A 15,529-nucleotide genomic window follows, 5' to 3' on the forward strand; every position below is an offset into this window, starting at 1 on the left:
CAATGACGCTGCGCGCGGTGGCGAGAATGGCCTCCTGCGGACTGCGCGGGTGCCAGTTCAGCAGCCAGCTTTGGCGGCGCTGACGTTCATATCAACGCCCAGCAGTTTTACCATGCCCGTCATCAGCGGATTTTGCGCTGCCGCCGCCCGCACCATGGCGTCACTCATTGGCTGCAGCGAAACCTTCTCTGCTTCTGCTGCCAGATGGGTTTTGAGCGTGCGCGCCACCTCAATAAGCGGCAGGCTATGCCCCGAACTGGCGAGGAAGCGCTGACCCTGTGCTGCGGCCAGCAGCGCACCGCCCGCCAGCTGGCTGCGGGCGCTGAGCGACGCACGATTGGCCCCGGCGTTACAGCGGCTGCATGGCGATCCGGCGCGCAACTGGCTTCTGGACGAACTGGCGCGTACGTGGTAGCGCAGACGCTGGGTTACGCCTCAGAGAGCGCCTTCAGCCATGCTTTTAAGCGTGAAACGGGTCAGTCACCCAATGCATTTCGCCGCGCCGTGCGGTTACAGCAGGCGCAGCGATAAAGCGCGCCGCGTTGCGCGGCGCCGGGCATTACTTAATTTGTGAAGAGACGCGCCACATATCCACCCCGCCTTCGGTGGCGTAGCGATCAATCTCCGCCAGTTCCTGTGCCGTGAAGGTCAGGTTGTCCAGCGCGCGCAGCGAATCGCTTAACTGATCAACCGTGCGCGCGCCAATCAGCGCCGAGGTGACCCGCTCATCACGCAGCGCCCAGGCGATGGCCATCTGCGCCAGCGTCTGACCGCGCGCTTCGGCAATTGCGTTCAGCGCACGGATTTTCGCCAGGTTTTCTTCGCTCAGCATGGCGGACAGACGCGGATCGCCGCCGCCGGCGCGTGCGCCCTGCGGCACGCCGTTGAGGTATTTACTGGTCAGCATGCCCTGCGCCAGCGGCGAAAAGGCGATGCAGCCGCTGCCGAGTTCCGCCAGGGTATCGAGCAGCCCGTGCTCAATGCTGCGGTTGAGCATGGAGTAGTTGGGCTGATGAATAAACAGCGGCACTTTCTCATCGGCCAGAATCGCAGCGGCCTGGCGCGTCAGCTCTGGCGAATGGGAAGAGATGCCGACATACAGCGCTTTGCCCTGGCGATGCAGCTGCACCAGCGCGCCCATGGTTTCTTCCAGCGGCGTATTCGGATCAACGCGATGGCTGTAAAAGATATCGACATAATCCAGCCCCATGCGACGCAGGCTGTTGTCACAGCTGGCAATCAGATGCTTGCGCGTGCCGGTCGGGCCACCGTACGGACCTGGCCACATATCCCAGCCCGCTTTGCTGGAGATGATCAGTTCATCACGATACGGGGCAAAATCCTGCGCCAGCCAGCGACCGAAGTTCTCCTCCGCCGATCCCGCCGGCGGACCGTAGTTATTGGCCAGATCGAAATGGGTGATGCCGTTATCAAACGCGTGGCGCAGGATCGCTCTGCCGGTCTCAAACACGTCAACGCCGCCAAAATTCTGCCATAGCCCCAGCGAAATCAGCGGCAGCACCAGGCCACTTTTGCCGGTTTTACGGTATTGCATGTTGGTCTGGTAACGCGCTGGCGATGCAACATAACTCATAACAGATTCCTCAAATTGAAAGCCGCGGTGCTGGCTGCAGACAACGATGCCTGCACTCCGGCAAAGCGATGCGACGAGATGACCATTGCGGGATTAATTTTTGCCGCGTATCGTTAATCTGTAAAATTCATTATTGTGATTAAATTCATCTTTTATGGAGATAACTGATGGAACTGCGTCAGCTGCGGCACTTTATCGCCGTGGCGGAACATGAAAATTTCACTCGGGCAGCGCAGAGCATGCACATTGTGCAGTCGGCGTTATCGACGTCGATAAAACAGCTGGAAGACGAGCTGGGCACCGCGCTGTTTATCCGTTCCACCCGTCAGGTGCGTCTGACCATGGCCGGAAAAGTGTTTCTGCATTACGCCAGAACCATTGCCGCCTTCGTTGAAAAGGCGTCGCAGGAAGTCGCGGCGATGGTGACGCTCAAAACGGGCACCCTGTCGATTGGTACGGTGCAAAGCGTGCCTCCGTTTATCGATTTGCCGCAATTACTGCAAACGTTTATTCGCCGCTTCCCGGATTTTGACGTCAAGCTGTGCCAGGGTTCGTCAGAGAAGCTGAATGCAAAGGTACTCGATCAGCAGATCGATCTCGCCATTATGCCAGTGGAAGAAGTGTCCGACCGGCTGTCGTCGCGCATCATCGCCTGCGACGAAATCGTGGTGGCGTTTGCCGCCGACTATCACGGATTCACATCAATGCAGCCGGACGTCACCATGGCACAGCTGGCGCAGCGGGCGTTTATCGATTTTGAAGCCGGCCAGGGCACGCGCAAGGTGAACGACAACAGTTTTGCCCTGCAGGGGTTAAGCCGCAAAGTGACGTTTGAAGTCAGCGATCTGGAAACCCTGCTGAGTCTGGTGGAGCGCAATATGGGAATCGCCCTGCTGCCCGAACAGGTGGTGAAAGCGCGCGGCCCGGCGCTGCGATATTGCCGCATCAGCGATATTGACGTGTGCTGGGAGCTGGCCGTGGTCTGGCTCAGCGATCGTCCCGGCAGTATGAACGTCTACGACCGACCGGTGCAGGAGTTTATGGATATCCTGGGCAGCGCAGAGTAGCGCCTGAGCGGGTCGCTGCGCATCGCAACAGACCGGAATCCACAGGCATCACAGATGGGCCTGTGGTTCATCGCTTCAGACGGGTATAAAAGCAAGGTTACAGAGCCAGCATCGGGGGTGTCGTTTTTGCTGGCATGATAAGGCAAATCCGTTATCTTTCGCGCGTCAGTTGACGATTGTCGCGTAAAACATCGGAGATAACTTCGCGAAGGTATCAACGCAGGACATCAAGCCCCTTTCGATCAATCAGGTTGAGCAGGCGCAGCGCAGCGCCATTAGGCTTTTTCTCTTCACGCTCCCACTTCACCACGGTTGCCGGAGACAGGCCAATATAGGCGGCTAACATTGCCTGACTCAAACCATGGCGCTCTCGTAACTGACGGATAGCCTCGCCCGACATCAGTTGTAACACCGGCAGTGAGGTTCGCAGCTCACGTAATCTGACGCGAGAATCAATTTTTTCCGTCAACTCATCGCTAATCACTCCTAGCGAGTTAAAGTCATGCGCTATTTCCTGCAGATCTTTCAGATGATCAACCATCGCATATTACCTCTCGCATTTTTCTCGCCTTAACAGCTGCTACTTCCTGCTCGGTCGTCATTGCAAACAATTGACTGGCTACCTGACGGTAGAGATTAAGCTCATCCTCTTTAATCTCCCGTATGCCGCTTTTGGTCGTCGATTTGGCGTAACCATTGACAAAAAACAGATTTTTTTGCGATTTAAAGGCGACAATCGCTCTGGCCCCACCACTTTTTCCGGCGCCGAGCGGAATGCGTTTTTTATAAACACCGCCACCCAAACTGGCCTCATACTGCCCGGCAATCAATTCACGGGCAGCCAGACAAAGTTTAGTGTCAGCAATCATTTCACCTTTAAAATTTCGGTCGAAGGGCTTCAAAACGTAAATGGCCATGCTGGTTCCCTGCTTTATGAAGATGAGGACTGTCCTTGTCCCTGCCTGAACACCTATACTACTAAGTACTATAGAAGCCTGCAATAATGGCTTCGATGAATTCATTTGCTTGCCATAGTGGTAACACGCCAGCCTGTACAGATGCGCTTTTGTTGTATAAGTTTAGGGATGGTGTCGGTGAAAAAAATTTCGCTCAGCAGGTCACACATTTCCGGCACAAGTAGAGCGACACTATCAGTCGTTGATTAGGCTTTGGTTTACCTGCACCAGGCAATGCTAAACACAACGCGGATACTGAGAGCTTTTATGTATAGAAGTGAAGATGAAAAACTGGCCGACATCGTGATGGGTGATGCCGTGCTGCAACTGTTAAAACGCGCCGAACCGGTAACTACTACCGCGCTGCTGGAAAAGCTACGCGCGATGGCGGCGACGGAAACCGATGCGGCACGCCAGCGCGCTTTTCGTTATGCGATTGCCGAAGTGCAGAACAGCAAGAGTGCACCCAACGGCGAAGCAGTCGCGTTAAAAGGCACCGACAACGTTACCCATATTTTCCGCAACCGAGATGCCAACGGGAAAAACACCCGGCATTAGCCCCGCTTCAGACTTTATCGCTAACGATAACGCAACCGTCCGCTGATGCCGGCGCCCAATCCAGCGCTGCTGCTCAGTGGCATGCAGTCCTGCTGCTCATCCATAAGCTGGGTGAGAAAACTGTCGGCCCACCAGTGGCAATCATAACGGTGCAGATTATGCAGCAAACGCGCATGGCGGTTCTGACGTTCGCTGAGCGGCAGGCGCAACGCGGTATGAATGGCGTCGGCGATCGCGTCCGGATCATAAGGATTAACGATCAGCGCGCCGTCCATCTGTTCTGCCGCTCCCGCGAACTGTGACAGGATCAGCACGCCCGGATTCGCCGGATCCTGCAGTGCGGCATACATTTTCGCCATCAGACTCATGCCCGCCATCAGCGGTGTGACCAGCGCCACCCGGGCCGCGCGATACAGTCCGGCCAGCTCTTCGCGGCGGTAATCGTGGTTTAGATAGCTGACCGGATACCAGTTGAGCATACCGTGCACGCCATTGACCTCACCGCACAGATTTTCCAGGTCATGACTGATCGCCTGCTGCCGGTGAGCGTGTCCGCTGGCGGCTGCAGCCAGCTGCAATAGCATGATGTTGCCCGCATAATCGGCATGTTGCCGCAGCAATACCTCCAGCGCGCTGATGCGGTACGGCAGCCCGGCACTGTCGTCGAGATGACCGCCGCTCAGCACCGTATTGGGCGGCAGATGTTCGCGGCTCTGCTGCTCCATGTACTGGCAGCTGTTGCTCTCCAGCAGCGCCTGAACCTCTGCCAGATCGATTCCCACCGGAAACACGCCGGTAGCGATGATGTGACCGTGCACGCGCAGACGGTTCCTGCCTAAGCGTTCAGCGCGAAACTCACTCTCCAGCCACTGCAAAAAATTATTCATGTCCTGCACGGTCTGGAAGCCAATCAGGTCACAGCACAGCAGCGATTCTGCGAGGCTGCGCCAGTCGGGGATCGCTTCAAACAGCTGACCGGACGGAAACGGCTGGTGTAAAAACAACCCGATGCGGTTGGTTAAACCGGTCTCGCGCAGCATTTTTACGGTGGGGATGAAGTGATAATCCTGCAACCAGATGACATCATCCGGCATGGCATATTCGGCGATGGCATGGGCATAGGCCGCATTCAGCTGACGATAGGCCTGGAAGCTGGCGCGGGTAAAATGCGCCAGATCCGGCCTCTGATGAAACACCGGCCACAGTCCCTGATGTACGTAGCCGTGATAGCCCTCTTCGTATTCCGCGTGCGTCAGCGCGAACTGCAGCCTGTCGTACTCGCTGCCATGCTGAAAGCTGAGCGTGCGCGCGGCTTCCTGCGCGGCGACCGCACGTTGTCCATCCCAGCAAACCCAAAGACCGCCGCGACGCGCCATCAGGCGATCGTAAATCGCGGCCAGCGTGGAAGACTGATGCTGATTATGTGTGACCAGAATAGTGCCGGGCATGATATTTCCCTTTGATGTTAAGGCGCGCCACAGTGCCGCCTGCTGCGCTGATTTAACCGCCGGCAATATAAAAAAGGCGTAAAGAAACGCTGCGCGGATGTAAAAATCCGGCAAAGATCAGCGCCAGTCCGGGAGAATCAGCCCGGCGCGGAAAGAGGAAAGAGGCCGGCAGCGATCAGTGACGAATGGCGCAGCCGCACTGCGACATTTCGCCAGGCACATATTTGCCGTGATGCGAGTGGCGCACCTGCAGCTCGCCCTGCTGCCAGGCGCGGCTGTGGTCCGGACGCTGCTCAAGCAGCCGGTTCAGGGCTTCCGTCACCAGTAAATCACGGCGCGGCGCCCAGCTGCTCAGGTGCCATGTTGAACCGCGCGCTTCATCAACATCATCAAAGCCCACCACGGCGATGTGCGCGCCCTGACCGAAGTCACGCACCGCCTGCAATGCGCCAAAGGCCAGCTCGTCATACTCGCACATCAATGCATTGATGCGTTCTGCCGCGCGGGTTTTCTTAAGATAAGCCATCATCGCCTGATAAGCCTGCTCACGGTGAAGGGCGCCGGCGTACAGTGCTGCGTGCAGCGTCTTGTCCCCCGCCTGCAGGCTGGCAATAAACCCCTGCACCTGGCGCGCTGGCGCGTCACTTGCCTGCACCTGCATAGCGCCCAAACGCTGATGGCCCTGCGACAGCAGCAGTGCGCCAAGCTGCTGCCCGGCGTGATACGCATCGGCAACCACTACATCAGCGCCCGCGCTGTCGTTCGGGCACAGATGCACCGCGCGCAATGATGGCAGCAGGTGCGCGGCGACCTCCTGCGCATCCTGACACGGCGAGCTCAGGAACAGCAGTCCGCGCAGCGGCAGCGACGCCGCGTTACGCAGCGCGGACTGAAAATCCTCGCGCGTGGCGGCGCACAGCAGCACCGGCAGCAGATCACGCGCAGTGAGCTGACGCGTGACCTCTTTAAGCATAAGCATGCGGTGCGGATGGCTTAAATCATCGCTGACGATACCGATGAGCGGCGACTGGACGGACATAACTGACCTCTCCTGCTACGTAGGGTACGGGAATAATTTTGACGTATTCGTATGAAATTCCACGTTACCCGAATAATCAGATATCGCCAATCGGTGGATGCGAAGGATTGCTGCTCTCCCGCTTTAGCCGGTGCGTGTTGACGGCGGCAAAATGCGCAGCCGCTGCACCGGACGCCCGGTTAGCTTCGTTTTACGATACACTGACGCCACGAACGTTTAGCTACCGGAAAATTTATGCGCATCACCCTTGATCAGGCCGATCAGCCTTTTATTCAACGCTTACTGGGCGAGGAGATCGCCAGTATTGACTCGACGTCTGACGAACACCTGCGCCTGCAGCAGGCGTTGCAGGAAGCGCGGTTACAGAAAAATCACGAGGCGGATCTCGACTGGAAGCGCAACGCGCTCTATCTGCTGCTGTTTGTGTTCCTGTATGGCGCACTGGGCTGCTCGCTGACGCTGGATTTGAGCGCGGTCGCACAGGCGTCGAGCCATAAAAGCATTGCCTATGCGCTGGAAGCAGTGCCGGTCCTGATCGCCTTTTCTGGTCTGTTCCTGTCGCTGCTGTTTCTGTTCGCCGCGCGCGGCAGCGCACGCCGCCTGCACAATTGGGATCACACTATCGTGCTGCTGGAAAAATACAGCGGCAGCAACCTGAGTCTGCAGATTAATGAAATGGGTGCGCGCACCACGCATTACTCGCAGTCGGCGATTACCGTGGCGCTGGCGATGTTTATCTGCCTCACCTGGGTGGTGATGTACAACTACTTCACCTTCACCACCAGCGGTGTGATTGGCAGCGTGATCTCGCTGTTTATTACCACCATGACCTACGTGATTCTGGATATTCAGCTGCTGAAATCCGGCAAATCGATCGCTATCGATGAGCCGGTGATTCCCGCAGAAGATGAGGCTGAGAAACGCCGGTAATCGCCAGACGGGCGGCGGCGTAAGGTTTTGCGCCGCGCCGGTTTCGCTATCCTTATCTATACTTCATGCAGGATTTTGAGAGATATAAAGGAGTTGCGATGAAAATCTGGCCGTTAGTCGCCATCACGGCACTGTCTGTTACCCTGGTCGCCTGTAAATCCCCGACGCCACCTAAAGGGGTGCAGCCCATCACCCACTTCAATGCCGATCGCTATCTCGGCACCTGGTATGAAATTGCCCGACTCGATCACCGTTTCGAACGCGGTAAAGATCATGTGACCGCCACCTACGGCAAACGCAGCGACGGCGGTATCAGCGTGCTGAATCGCGGTTACGATCCTGAGAAAAAAGCGTGGAGCGAGAGCGAAGGCAAAGCTTACTTCACCGGCAAACCTGACGTCGCCGCGCTGAAGGTCTCGTTCTTCGGGCCTTTTTACGGCGGTTATAACGTGATTGCGCTGGATGAGGATTATCAGTATGCGCTGGTCGCCGGGCCGAACCGGGGATATCTGTGGATTCTGTCGCGCCAGCCCACTATTCCGGCTGAGGTCAAACAGCGCTATCTCGCCTATGCCCAGCGCCTGGGCTTCGCAACCGATCAACTGATTTGGGTGAATCAGTCACGATAAGAGGGTGCAGCGCCGGTGATGCCCGCGCGGGCGTCAGTGATTACGCTGGCAGTGATCAGAGTGAGGTCAGCAGCAGGCACTGCGCAGGTTCGCGACCTTACTCTTAATTCAAAAGCGGGTGTTGATGATCTGTTAAGTCAGCAGAGATAAAACGGATGTTAGTGTATCTCTTAGTGAGTATTACCCGCCGCGGCAGCCTGAACTGCCCGTTACGAATCGAGAGGCTAACCAATGAGTAAGTATTTTCTGGCCTGCTTTTTGGCACTGTTTGCATGCTCTGTCAGCGCTGGACAGGGAGGAGCCGGTGGTCAAGGAGGAAACGGCGGCTATGCGGGAGAATCCGGCGCTGACGGTGGAAACGGTTCAGATGGGGGGAATACTGATGGCTCTGCCGGCAGGCCTGGATGTCCCGGCGGCACCGATCCTGATGCGGACGGAAAATTTTATCTGCCAGGTACCACTCAGGAGTGCAACCCAGGCAAGCATGATTCGATGAAGGTACACCAGCCGACGGTAACCGGCGCTTAATTCGCTAGCGTGTTGCCGGGGTAAGTGCAGGTTCGGGCCAGGGTGTGAGTTACTTCCCTGTTATATACGGTTCCAGTCACTCTCTAAGTGACAGCAGCAAGCCGCCGGTAAGCATGCTCAACCAGAGCGTTTCGATATGCGGAATACAATGGACTGGCTGCGCATTGCCCGTTAGTCTTCGCCTCTGGATATGTGGAGTTGCTGTAAATGCCGGCTTTGTGCCAGAAGCGGCAGTTGCTAATAACAGTTTGTGTGGATCACGGGTCAGGGGCAAATCGATCTCTGCCCCAATTTATGGTTCACTTTATTTCTTTTTTCCGATTCCTGACTATTTAAAATCGACCTGCATAAGTTCAGCAATTGTTGAGTCACGCGTTGTCAGCACGCAGCGATCCAGATAATCGGTGAACCTGGAAGGCTTATTCATACCAAGCTGTAGCAGTTTAGAATTATCAAACACCACATTCAGATTTGAGAAATGACCGTACAGGTTCATCGCACGCAGCATGATCCGTTCGTTGCACGGGCCAAACAGATCCTTAAATGTTCTTCTGCTTTCAGAAAGTTGTTTATAGGAAACCTTTTGATAATCAACACCCAGAGCCCTGCCCCCTGATGCTTTGGCCATCGCCTCATCAATTTCTGCAAACGTCACACTGCTCTGTGTTCCGGCAGAAATGTGAATCACTTCATTGATGACTTTTTCTGCGTCGAGCAGCATAACCAGCGCTTCCGCGCAGTAATCAACCGGAACCACGTCAATACGATCGTCCAGGTCGCAGGTAAATTTGCCTAATGCCAGCGCCATCCGGAATACCCAGAAAATACTTGCAGACGGCAGACACCCCTGATCGGAGTGACCAACAACTATCGACGGCCGGGCAATGACCAGTGGCAGACCCGGCAGCTTTTCGATCATCAGTTTTTCAATCGAGGCCTTGCTCCAGGTGTACTCGACAATATGCTGATCCCGGCTGGAGTCCAGTCCGCCCTCTGTGACCAGTGAACCCGGCTTCGGCGCACATGACATCGCGGTACCCACGTGGATAAACTTCTGTAACCCTTCAACGCGGCTCATCCGTTCTGCGAACTGGAAGGTGCCCTCAACGTTTACTTTCCAGATAGTGGGATTGTTACCAAAAGAGGCGACAGCAGCACAATTAATAACGTGGGTAACGTCGTTAATCCTTGAGTCATTAATAAATTCCTCTGTAAACGCCAGGTCACCCAGAATAATATTCGCAGGAGTTATCTTATTGATTTCTGACTCATTTAAGCCAAAGTTTTTCAGGTTTGCTTTAAGCCTGTTTAAACCTTCCTTGACGGTTTCGCCTCTGACCAGCAGCAGCAGTCGATTCTTAACACTGTCCTGCAACAAATTTGCTAAGACAGCCCCGCCTAAAAAACCTGTTGAACCGGTAATAAGGATATTTTTCATGATAGTGCCATTCAATCTGGTTGATCAAAGGAAAGCTTTAACAGCACGCATAACGAACACAAAAAAACTCAATAAAATGAGTTATTTTGGTCTCACTATTTATGGTGAACTTAAAGGTAAATTCAGGAGTGACGTTAAATCCCATACTGACGATTTAATTACCTATCAGGTCATAAAACAGACCAGTATAAAGATAATAACTATCGCAACGCACAACAATAGTGTAGATGTATTATTAAATCTGTTCATTTAGATTCTGTTTATATTCCATGCGCAGAGGGTGATTCTTAAATATGCATACCCCCATACTGAATTCACGATCTGATTTGAACAACTTTTGCCATTAAGAATCAAGCTTTATTTAAACTTTTTTTCGCGAACTTATTGTTACTTTAGTGAATGAATTTTTCCTGGGTTAATTTATGGAGAGTCAGTTCAGACTGTGTGTAGAACAGGTGTAGAAGCTAAACAAAGAGGATTTATAGTATAAATTCCTGCTTTTGTTTATCTCTTGTTTAATATTCATCATTTACACACCTCTCTGTTATGACATATTTCCGTAAAAATCATCCGGCGGACTCTTATGTTTCACTTCAGGTAACATGCATGTTTACAACATACTTAAAACTTAAAAATACCGGCTGGAAGCAATGCGCGTCATTGCCCATCAGGCCAGAAACACGATAGCCACGTTAACGCTGACCGCTGCTGGCTATGGCATAGCATTGCTGCCCTGCACATTAATGCATATTAAAATGGCTGAGATAATATACCGTGATATCAGTGACTTTCCTGAACAGATGGCAATGAATGTTTATTACCGGAAAGATGAAGTTAATCCGGTTGTGAAGTCAGTTGTTCAGGTTGTGTCTGATACTGACCTTTCTTCCTTCTAAAAATAAATTAGCTTTTTCTGCGCACAACAAAGGCAATTTCCCCACCCCCGATGAGTATTTTCTGTTGGGCGTCAGCAGCACAACAGGCACCTCAATATTCGCTGCTTAACCTGTGGGCCAAAAGGAAAACCCTGATCTGTCTCTACAAAACTCAGGCGGAGTTCTGCATTCGCATTCCTGCTTACCGACGCCAGCACGCCTCGTAGCAGTAAATTTTTATTGATTTCATCACCTTTTCTGCGTCAATAATGGTACGTGTCAGGTGGAAAATACAAGAATTTTGCAAATCATGTCGAACACAGATCACTTTTTTGAACGTGTAGAAACAGCCCCTGGTGTGGAGTATCTGCTGCGTGCCGGTGAAGGTGTGCCTGAGCGTGGCGTGTACATCCGACCTCACGTTCATCTTGAGCATGAAATAATGTGGTTCAGGCGAGCCGCGGGGTTCTTTACGGTCGGCAGTGAAAAATTTCCGTTAACGGACGGAACGCTTGTTTTCGTTTCCTCAATGACGCTCCATGATATGGAGCTGGCTTACACAACAGATCATGAGCGTTTTCTGCTGCAATATACCGACGCTGTTTATAACCGTCTGCAGTCTCCCCTTCCGGTATGTAAACAGCATGCTGGTTTTATTATGCAGCCAGCTCCGGCAGCAGCAGCCAGGATACATTTTCTGTTCGAATGGCTGACGGAATTACAACAGAAAAATTCTGTGCAGAGTGAAGTTGAACCGGTATTGCTTCTGCTTCTCAATACTGCACTTTCTCAGACCCGGCTCGCAGAAGCTGTTCCCGTACTTGAGTATAAAAATAATCCTTATGGTTACATCATTAATTTAGTAGCGCAAATCGAACGTGACAAAGACTTCACCCTGTCTCTTACACAGGCGGCTGGACGTTGCCGACTTTCGCCGGCGCATTTTTCACGCACCTTCAAGAAAATCATGCATGTCAGTTACAAAGATTACTTGTTAAACAAAATGTTAGCCCGTTCAGCAGAGTTGCTGCGGAATACCGGCCTTTCTGTCACCGAAATAGCTCACCAGTTTGAATTTACAGACAGCGCGTATTTCTGCTTCCGCTTTAGAAAAAAGATGGGCGTCACTCCCAGAGCTTTTCGTCTTGCCAGCCGTTCTACGAAACAGTTATCAACCCGACATGATCCATCAGAATAAACCCCCCGTACTCTCCGGAACACGGGCGGAACTGGTACAGGTTCAATCCTCTCTTCCTCACTCTCTCAGGCACCAGTTTCCAGAACAGTGATCGGGCGTACACCCGAACAGCAAAAAAATTATATTTCTGGCTCGTTTCTCTCTATCGCAGTCCAGCCCGTAGGCTTAATTTTTATATCTCATCAGGGGGATATGACCCTACGCATATCCTGAATATTAAAAAGGGCTCAACATGTCTGCACTCACATTCAGAGAAAAGCTGGGATACGGAATCGGTGACGGAGCATCAAACATAATCTGGCAGACCATAATGCTTTTCATGGCCTATTTTTATACGGACATTTATGGTCTCAGTGCTTTTCATATGGGCACCATGTTTCTTGTTGTCAGGGTGGTGGATGCTTTTTTTGATGTTTATATCGGCTACCTGGCCGATCGAACCTCTACCCGGCATGGACAGTTTCGCCCTTATCTTCTCTGGTTTTCTTTGCCGTTTGGTGCTCTGGGTGCACTGACGTTCTTTACGCCAGAGATCAATGAAACCGGAAAAATTATATATGCCTATGTCTCATATACGGCATTGTCGCTGCTGTATACGCTGGTGAATGTCCCGTACTGTGCAATGATAAATAACCTTTCACAGGATCCGCATGAAAGGGTGTCCATGCAGTCTTACCGGTTTGCTTTCGCCGCGCTGGGCGGGTTGATCGTGTCTTCTGTTGCGCTTCCTCTGACAACAATTCTGGGGAAAGGTAGTCTGCAGCACGGTTATTTTTTCGCGATGATGATAATGGGCGGCCTCAGCACCGTGATGTTTTACCTGTGTTTTTTCATGACACATGAAAGATATATCCGTCCCGTAGATCGCTTGCAAAAATTCAGCAGTGTATTTGGAGAGCTGCGTCAGCTTGCGGATGATGCTAACTGGCGAAGTATTTTTTTACTCAATATCGTTAACCTTACGGCAGGCATCCTGAAGACAGGTGGTGCAATGTACTTCGTCACCTACTATATGCACCAGCCTGAACTGGTCAGCGTCATGCTGACCATTATACTCGGGGCAAAATTTCTTGGTTCACTTTGTACGACGAGACTCTACGCAAAGCTGGACAGACTGATGGCTTATAAAATAGCCATGACGGTTCAGGCGGGCATCATGATCCTGCTTTTCTTTATCCCGGCAAAGCATACACTTATCATCTTTGTAGTCACCGGCATCGTTCATTTTATAAACTCTACAGCCACGCCGCTTCAGTGGAGCTTTCTGAGTGATATCATTGACAATATCGAAAGCAGATGCATGAAATCTTTTAGCGGGCTTGTTTTCTCGACCAGTTTATTTGCTATCAAAGTCGGTATCGCGCTTGGCGGCGCACTGACGGGACTCCTCCTCACGCTGGGAGATTACTCTGGGGGGGCGGCAGTGCAGAATGACTCTGCCGTCCTCAGTATTCGCCTGATTTTCACCGTAATCCCGGCTTTACTTCTCCTCAGCCTGATTTTTATTCTGCGCGGCTATAAAGCGTCTGGCCGGATTACAACCAGTGGAAATATACAGGAACAAACAGCGCTGACTACGGGAGACAGTCAATGAATGTGATACAGAATCCAGTACTGCCGGGCTTTAATCCAGACCCCCTCGATTATTAACGTAAACGGGGCTTTCTATATTGCCACCTCAACGTTTCAGTGGTTTCCGGGAGTATGTATTTATAAATCTTTCGATTTAAAGAACTGGAAGCTTATTTCGCGTTCTCTCAACAGGCTGACCCAACTGGACATGAAAGGTAACCCAGATTCAGGCGGAATTTTTGCACCGTGCCTTAGCGTGGAAAATGGTGTGTTTTACCTGTTATATACCGACGTTAAAAGTCTCAGCGGGCGCTTCTGGGATGCTCATAATTATATCGTCACAACGCGGGATATTGAGGGAGAATGGTCTGAGCCGGTATATGTTAACAGTCGCGGCATTGATCCGTCCCTGTTTCACAAGAAGGACGGAACCAAATGGCTGGTCAGTATGGAGATGAGTTACCGGGACGGCGGAAAAGCAGGCTTTCCTAAATGGAATGGCATCATTCTTCAGCAGTACGATGAAAAACAACAAAGAGTTATTGGTGAACCGGTGAAAATATATGAGGGTAGTCATCTGGGTACCACAGAAGGACCGCATATTTATGAACATGGTGACTGGTTTTACCTGATGACAGCTGAAGGCGGTACGTTCTATAACCATGGCGTCACAATGGCTCGCTCACGTAAGCTTGAAGGGCCCTATGAAACGGATCCCTGTGGACAGTTACTGACAGCACGCTATGACTGCAGACTACCCCTTCAGCGTACCGGCCACGCAGACCTTATCAGAACTGACTCAGGTGAGTGGTTTATTGTGCATCTGTGTGGCAGACCGCTACCGTCCCGGGGAAGAAGCCCCATGGGCCGTGAAACAGCTATTCAGAATGTCTACTGGAACAAAGAAGGCTGGCTTAGACTTAGCAACGAAAAATATACGCCAGAAATGACGTTTTATACGCGCCTGGCTGAGCATCCATGGTCAGAAAACATTTCCCGGGACGAATTTGATCTCCCCGTGCTTCCTGCTCATTATCACAGCCTCCGGATCCCTTTACCGGAGTCAGTCTGCACGCTGGCAGAAAGAAAGGGCTGGCTCCGCTTATATGGAAGGGAATCGCTCAGCTCTCTTCATACTCAGAGTCTTGTTGCAAGAAGGCAGACAGATTTTGTTTACAGAGCGCAGACCTGCCTGGACTTCAGTCCGCGGTCATTTCAGCAGATGGCTGGTTTGACCGCAGTTTATGATACTGCCGGCTATATCTATTTGTATGTCTCTCTCGGAGAAAACGGGAAGCGGACCGTAAACCTGATGATTAACGATCTAAATAATTTTTCATATCCTGCCGGAACAGGCATCGAAATTGATTCTGAACAGTTTGTTTACCTTCGTATCGAGGTGAATCATGATGCTGCCTTTTTTTATTATTCTCAGGATGAAAAGAACTGGCACAGGGTAGGCGATTATGTGGAGTACAGTAAATTATCAGATGAATACTACAAAGAGAGAGGGCTTGAACGCTTCACCGGTACTTTTGTGGGGATGTGCTGCCAGGATTTTACAGGCGAGAACGTGTATGCCGACTTCGACTATTTCACCTATGAGCCTTTGAAATGACGATTGTTATACGGAAGCGAATATTTTATGTCTTGAGATATTTTGCGGGAAACTTCGCTTTCCCTGTTCAGCCTGCTTT

17 protein-coding genes are annotated in these 15,529 nt (G+C 52.1%); 10 read left to right on the forward strand and 7 right to left on the reverse strand.

All coding sequences use genetic code 11. The features are described from left to right. Positions 1-57: 57 nt before the first annotated feature. A complete protein-coding gene (locus MXF20_RS05685) occupies positions 58-381 on the reverse strand; it encodes a hypothetical protein (RefSeq protein WP_325968147.1) in 324 nt (107 codons plus the stop codon). A 27-nt stretch (positions 382-408) separates the two neighbouring features. Between MXF20_RS05685 and MXF20_RS05690 the strand changes: the two genes are divergently transcribed. After that, positions 409-531, forward strand: coding sequence for a helix-turn-helix domain-containing protein (locus tag MXF20_RS05690; protein ID WP_325968149.1), 123 nt, complete (start codon positions 409-411; stop codon positions 529-531). Positions 532-559: 28 nt separating this feature from the next. On the opposite strand, the gene mgrA is transcribed toward MXF20_RS05690, so the two are convergent. Continuing rightward, positions 560-1,594, reverse strand: a complete 1,035-nt coding sequence (mgrA, locus tag MXF20_RS05695; RefSeq protein WP_325968151.1) for an L-glyceraldehyde 3-phosphate reductase — start codon at positions 1,592-1,594, stop codon at positions 560-562. 167 nt (positions 1,595-1,761) lie between these two features. On the opposite strand from mgrA, the gene MXF20_RS05700 reads away from it, so the two are divergent. Continuing rightward, a complete protein-coding gene (locus MXF20_RS05700) occupies positions 1,762-2,661 on the forward strand; it encodes a LysR family transcriptional regulator (protein WP_325968153.1) in 900 nt (299 codons plus the stop codon). Between the two features lie 214 nt (positions 2,662-2,875). Here the strand turns inward: MXF20_RS05700 and MXF20_RS05705 are convergent, their stop codons facing one another. Together MXF20_RS05705 and MXF20_RS05710 are read right to left on the reverse strand one after the other, a co-directional pair. Further along, a complete protein-coding gene (locus MXF20_RS05705; protein ID WP_325968156.1) occupies positions 2,876-3,202 on the reverse strand; it encodes a helix-turn-helix domain-containing protein in 327 nt (108 codons plus the stop codon). Further along, positions 3,195-3,578 carry a type II toxin-antitoxin system RelE/ParE family toxin gene (locus tag MXF20_RS05710; RefSeq protein WP_325968157.1) on the reverse strand — a complete coding sequence of 128 codons (384 nt, stop codon included), beginning with the start codon at positions 3,576-3,578 and terminating at the stop codon, positions 3,195-3,197. The genes MXF20_RS05705 and MXF20_RS05710 overlap by 8 nt, the downstream gene beginning before the upstream one ends. Positions 3,579-3,884: 306 nt before the next feature. Here MXF20_RS05710 and MXF20_RS05715 point away from each other — a divergent pair, with 306 nt between their 5' ends. Then, positions 3,885-4,175, forward strand: a complete 291-nt coding sequence (locus tag MXF20_RS05715) for a hypothetical protein (protein WP_238562112.1) — start codon at positions 3,885-3,887, stop codon at positions 4,173-4,175. Between the two features lie 20 nt (positions 4,176-4,195). Here MXF20_RS05715 and MXF20_RS05720 read toward each other — a convergent pair whose 3' ends face one another. After that, entirely contained in the window at positions 4,196-5,623 is a 1,428-nt protein-coding gene (locus MXF20_RS05720; RefSeq protein ID WP_325968159.1) for an alpha,alpha-trehalose-phosphate synthase (UDP-forming), read from the reverse strand. Between the two features lie 175 nt (positions 5,624-5,798). After that, a complete protein-coding gene (locus tag MXF20_RS05725) occupies positions 5,799-6,662 on the reverse strand; it encodes a substrate-binding domain-containing protein (RefSeq protein WP_325968160.1) in 864 nt (287 codons plus the stop codon). Between the two features lie 234 nt (positions 6,663-6,896). On the opposite strand from MXF20_RS05725, the gene MXF20_RS05730 reads away from it, so the two are divergent. The 3 genes from MXF20_RS05730 to MXF20_RS05740 all read left to right on the forward strand — a co-directional run bounded on the left by MXF20_RS05730 (position 6,897) and on the right by MXF20_RS05740 (position 8,749). Next, positions 6,897-7,592 (forward strand): hypothetical protein, encoded by a 696-nt coding sequence (locus MXF20_RS05730; protein WP_325968162.1) that lies wholly within the window; start codon positions 6,897-6,899, stop codon positions 7,590-7,592. Between the two features lie 98 nt (positions 7,593-7,690). Next, on the forward strand, positions 7,691-8,221 hold the full coding sequence (gene blc / locus MXF20_RS05735) for an outer membrane lipoprotein Blc (RefSeq protein WP_021508986.1): 531 nt from the start codon (positions 7,691-7,693) through the stop codon (positions 8,219-8,221). A 231-nt stretch (positions 8,222-8,452) separates the two neighbouring features. Then, positions 8,453-8,749 carry a hypothetical protein gene (locus tag MXF20_RS05740; protein ID WP_071813630.1) on the forward strand — a complete coding sequence of 99 codons (297 nt, stop codon included), beginning with the start codon at positions 8,453-8,455 and terminating at the stop codon, positions 8,747-8,749. Positions 8,750-9,077: 328 nt separating this feature from the next. On the opposite strand, the gene MXF20_RS05745 is transcribed toward MXF20_RS05740, so the two are convergent. Then, positions 9,078-10,187 (reverse strand): SDR family oxidoreductase, encoded by a 1,110-nt coding sequence (locus MXF20_RS05745; RefSeq protein ID WP_325968163.1) that lies wholly within the window; start codon positions 10,185-10,187, stop codon positions 9,078-9,080. Positions 10,188-10,837: 650 nt separating this feature from the next. Between MXF20_RS05745 and MXF20_RS05750 the strand changes: the two genes are divergently transcribed. The 4 genes from MXF20_RS05750 (at position 10,838) to MXF20_RS05765 (ending at position 15,450) form a co-directional block, all read left to right on the forward strand. Next, positions 10,838-11,083 (forward strand): hypothetical protein, encoded by a 246-nt coding sequence (locus MXF20_RS05750; RefSeq protein WP_325968164.1) that lies wholly within the window; start codon positions 10,838-10,840, stop codon positions 11,081-11,083. A gap of 289 nt (positions 11,084-11,372) precedes the next feature. Continuing rightward, positions 11,373-12,260: an AraC family transcriptional regulator gene (locus MXF20_RS05755; RefSeq protein WP_325968165.1), complete on the forward strand. Its 888-nt coding sequence runs from the start codon at positions 11,373-11,375 to the stop codon at positions 12,258-12,260. Positions 12,261-12,492: 232 nt separating this feature from the next. After that, positions 12,493-13,854 carry a glycoside-pentoside-hexuronide (GPH):cation symporter gene (locus MXF20_RS05760; RefSeq protein ID WP_325968166.1) on the forward strand — a complete coding sequence of 454 codons (1,362 nt, stop codon included), beginning with the start codon at positions 12,493-12,495 and terminating at the stop codon, positions 13,852-13,854. Positions 13,855-13,929: 75 nt separating this feature from the next. Beyond that, a complete protein-coding gene (locus MXF20_RS05765) occupies positions 13,930-15,450 on the forward strand; it encodes a family 43 glycosylhydrolase (RefSeq protein WP_325968471.1) in 1,521 nt (506 codons plus the stop codon). Positions 15,451-15,529 lie beyond the last annotated feature (79 nt).

Source organism: Pantoea dispersa (assembly GCF_035783935.1).
Lineage (GTDB): Bacteria > Pseudomonadota > Gammaproteobacteria > Enterobacterales > Enterobacteriaceae > Pantoea > Pantoea dispersa_C.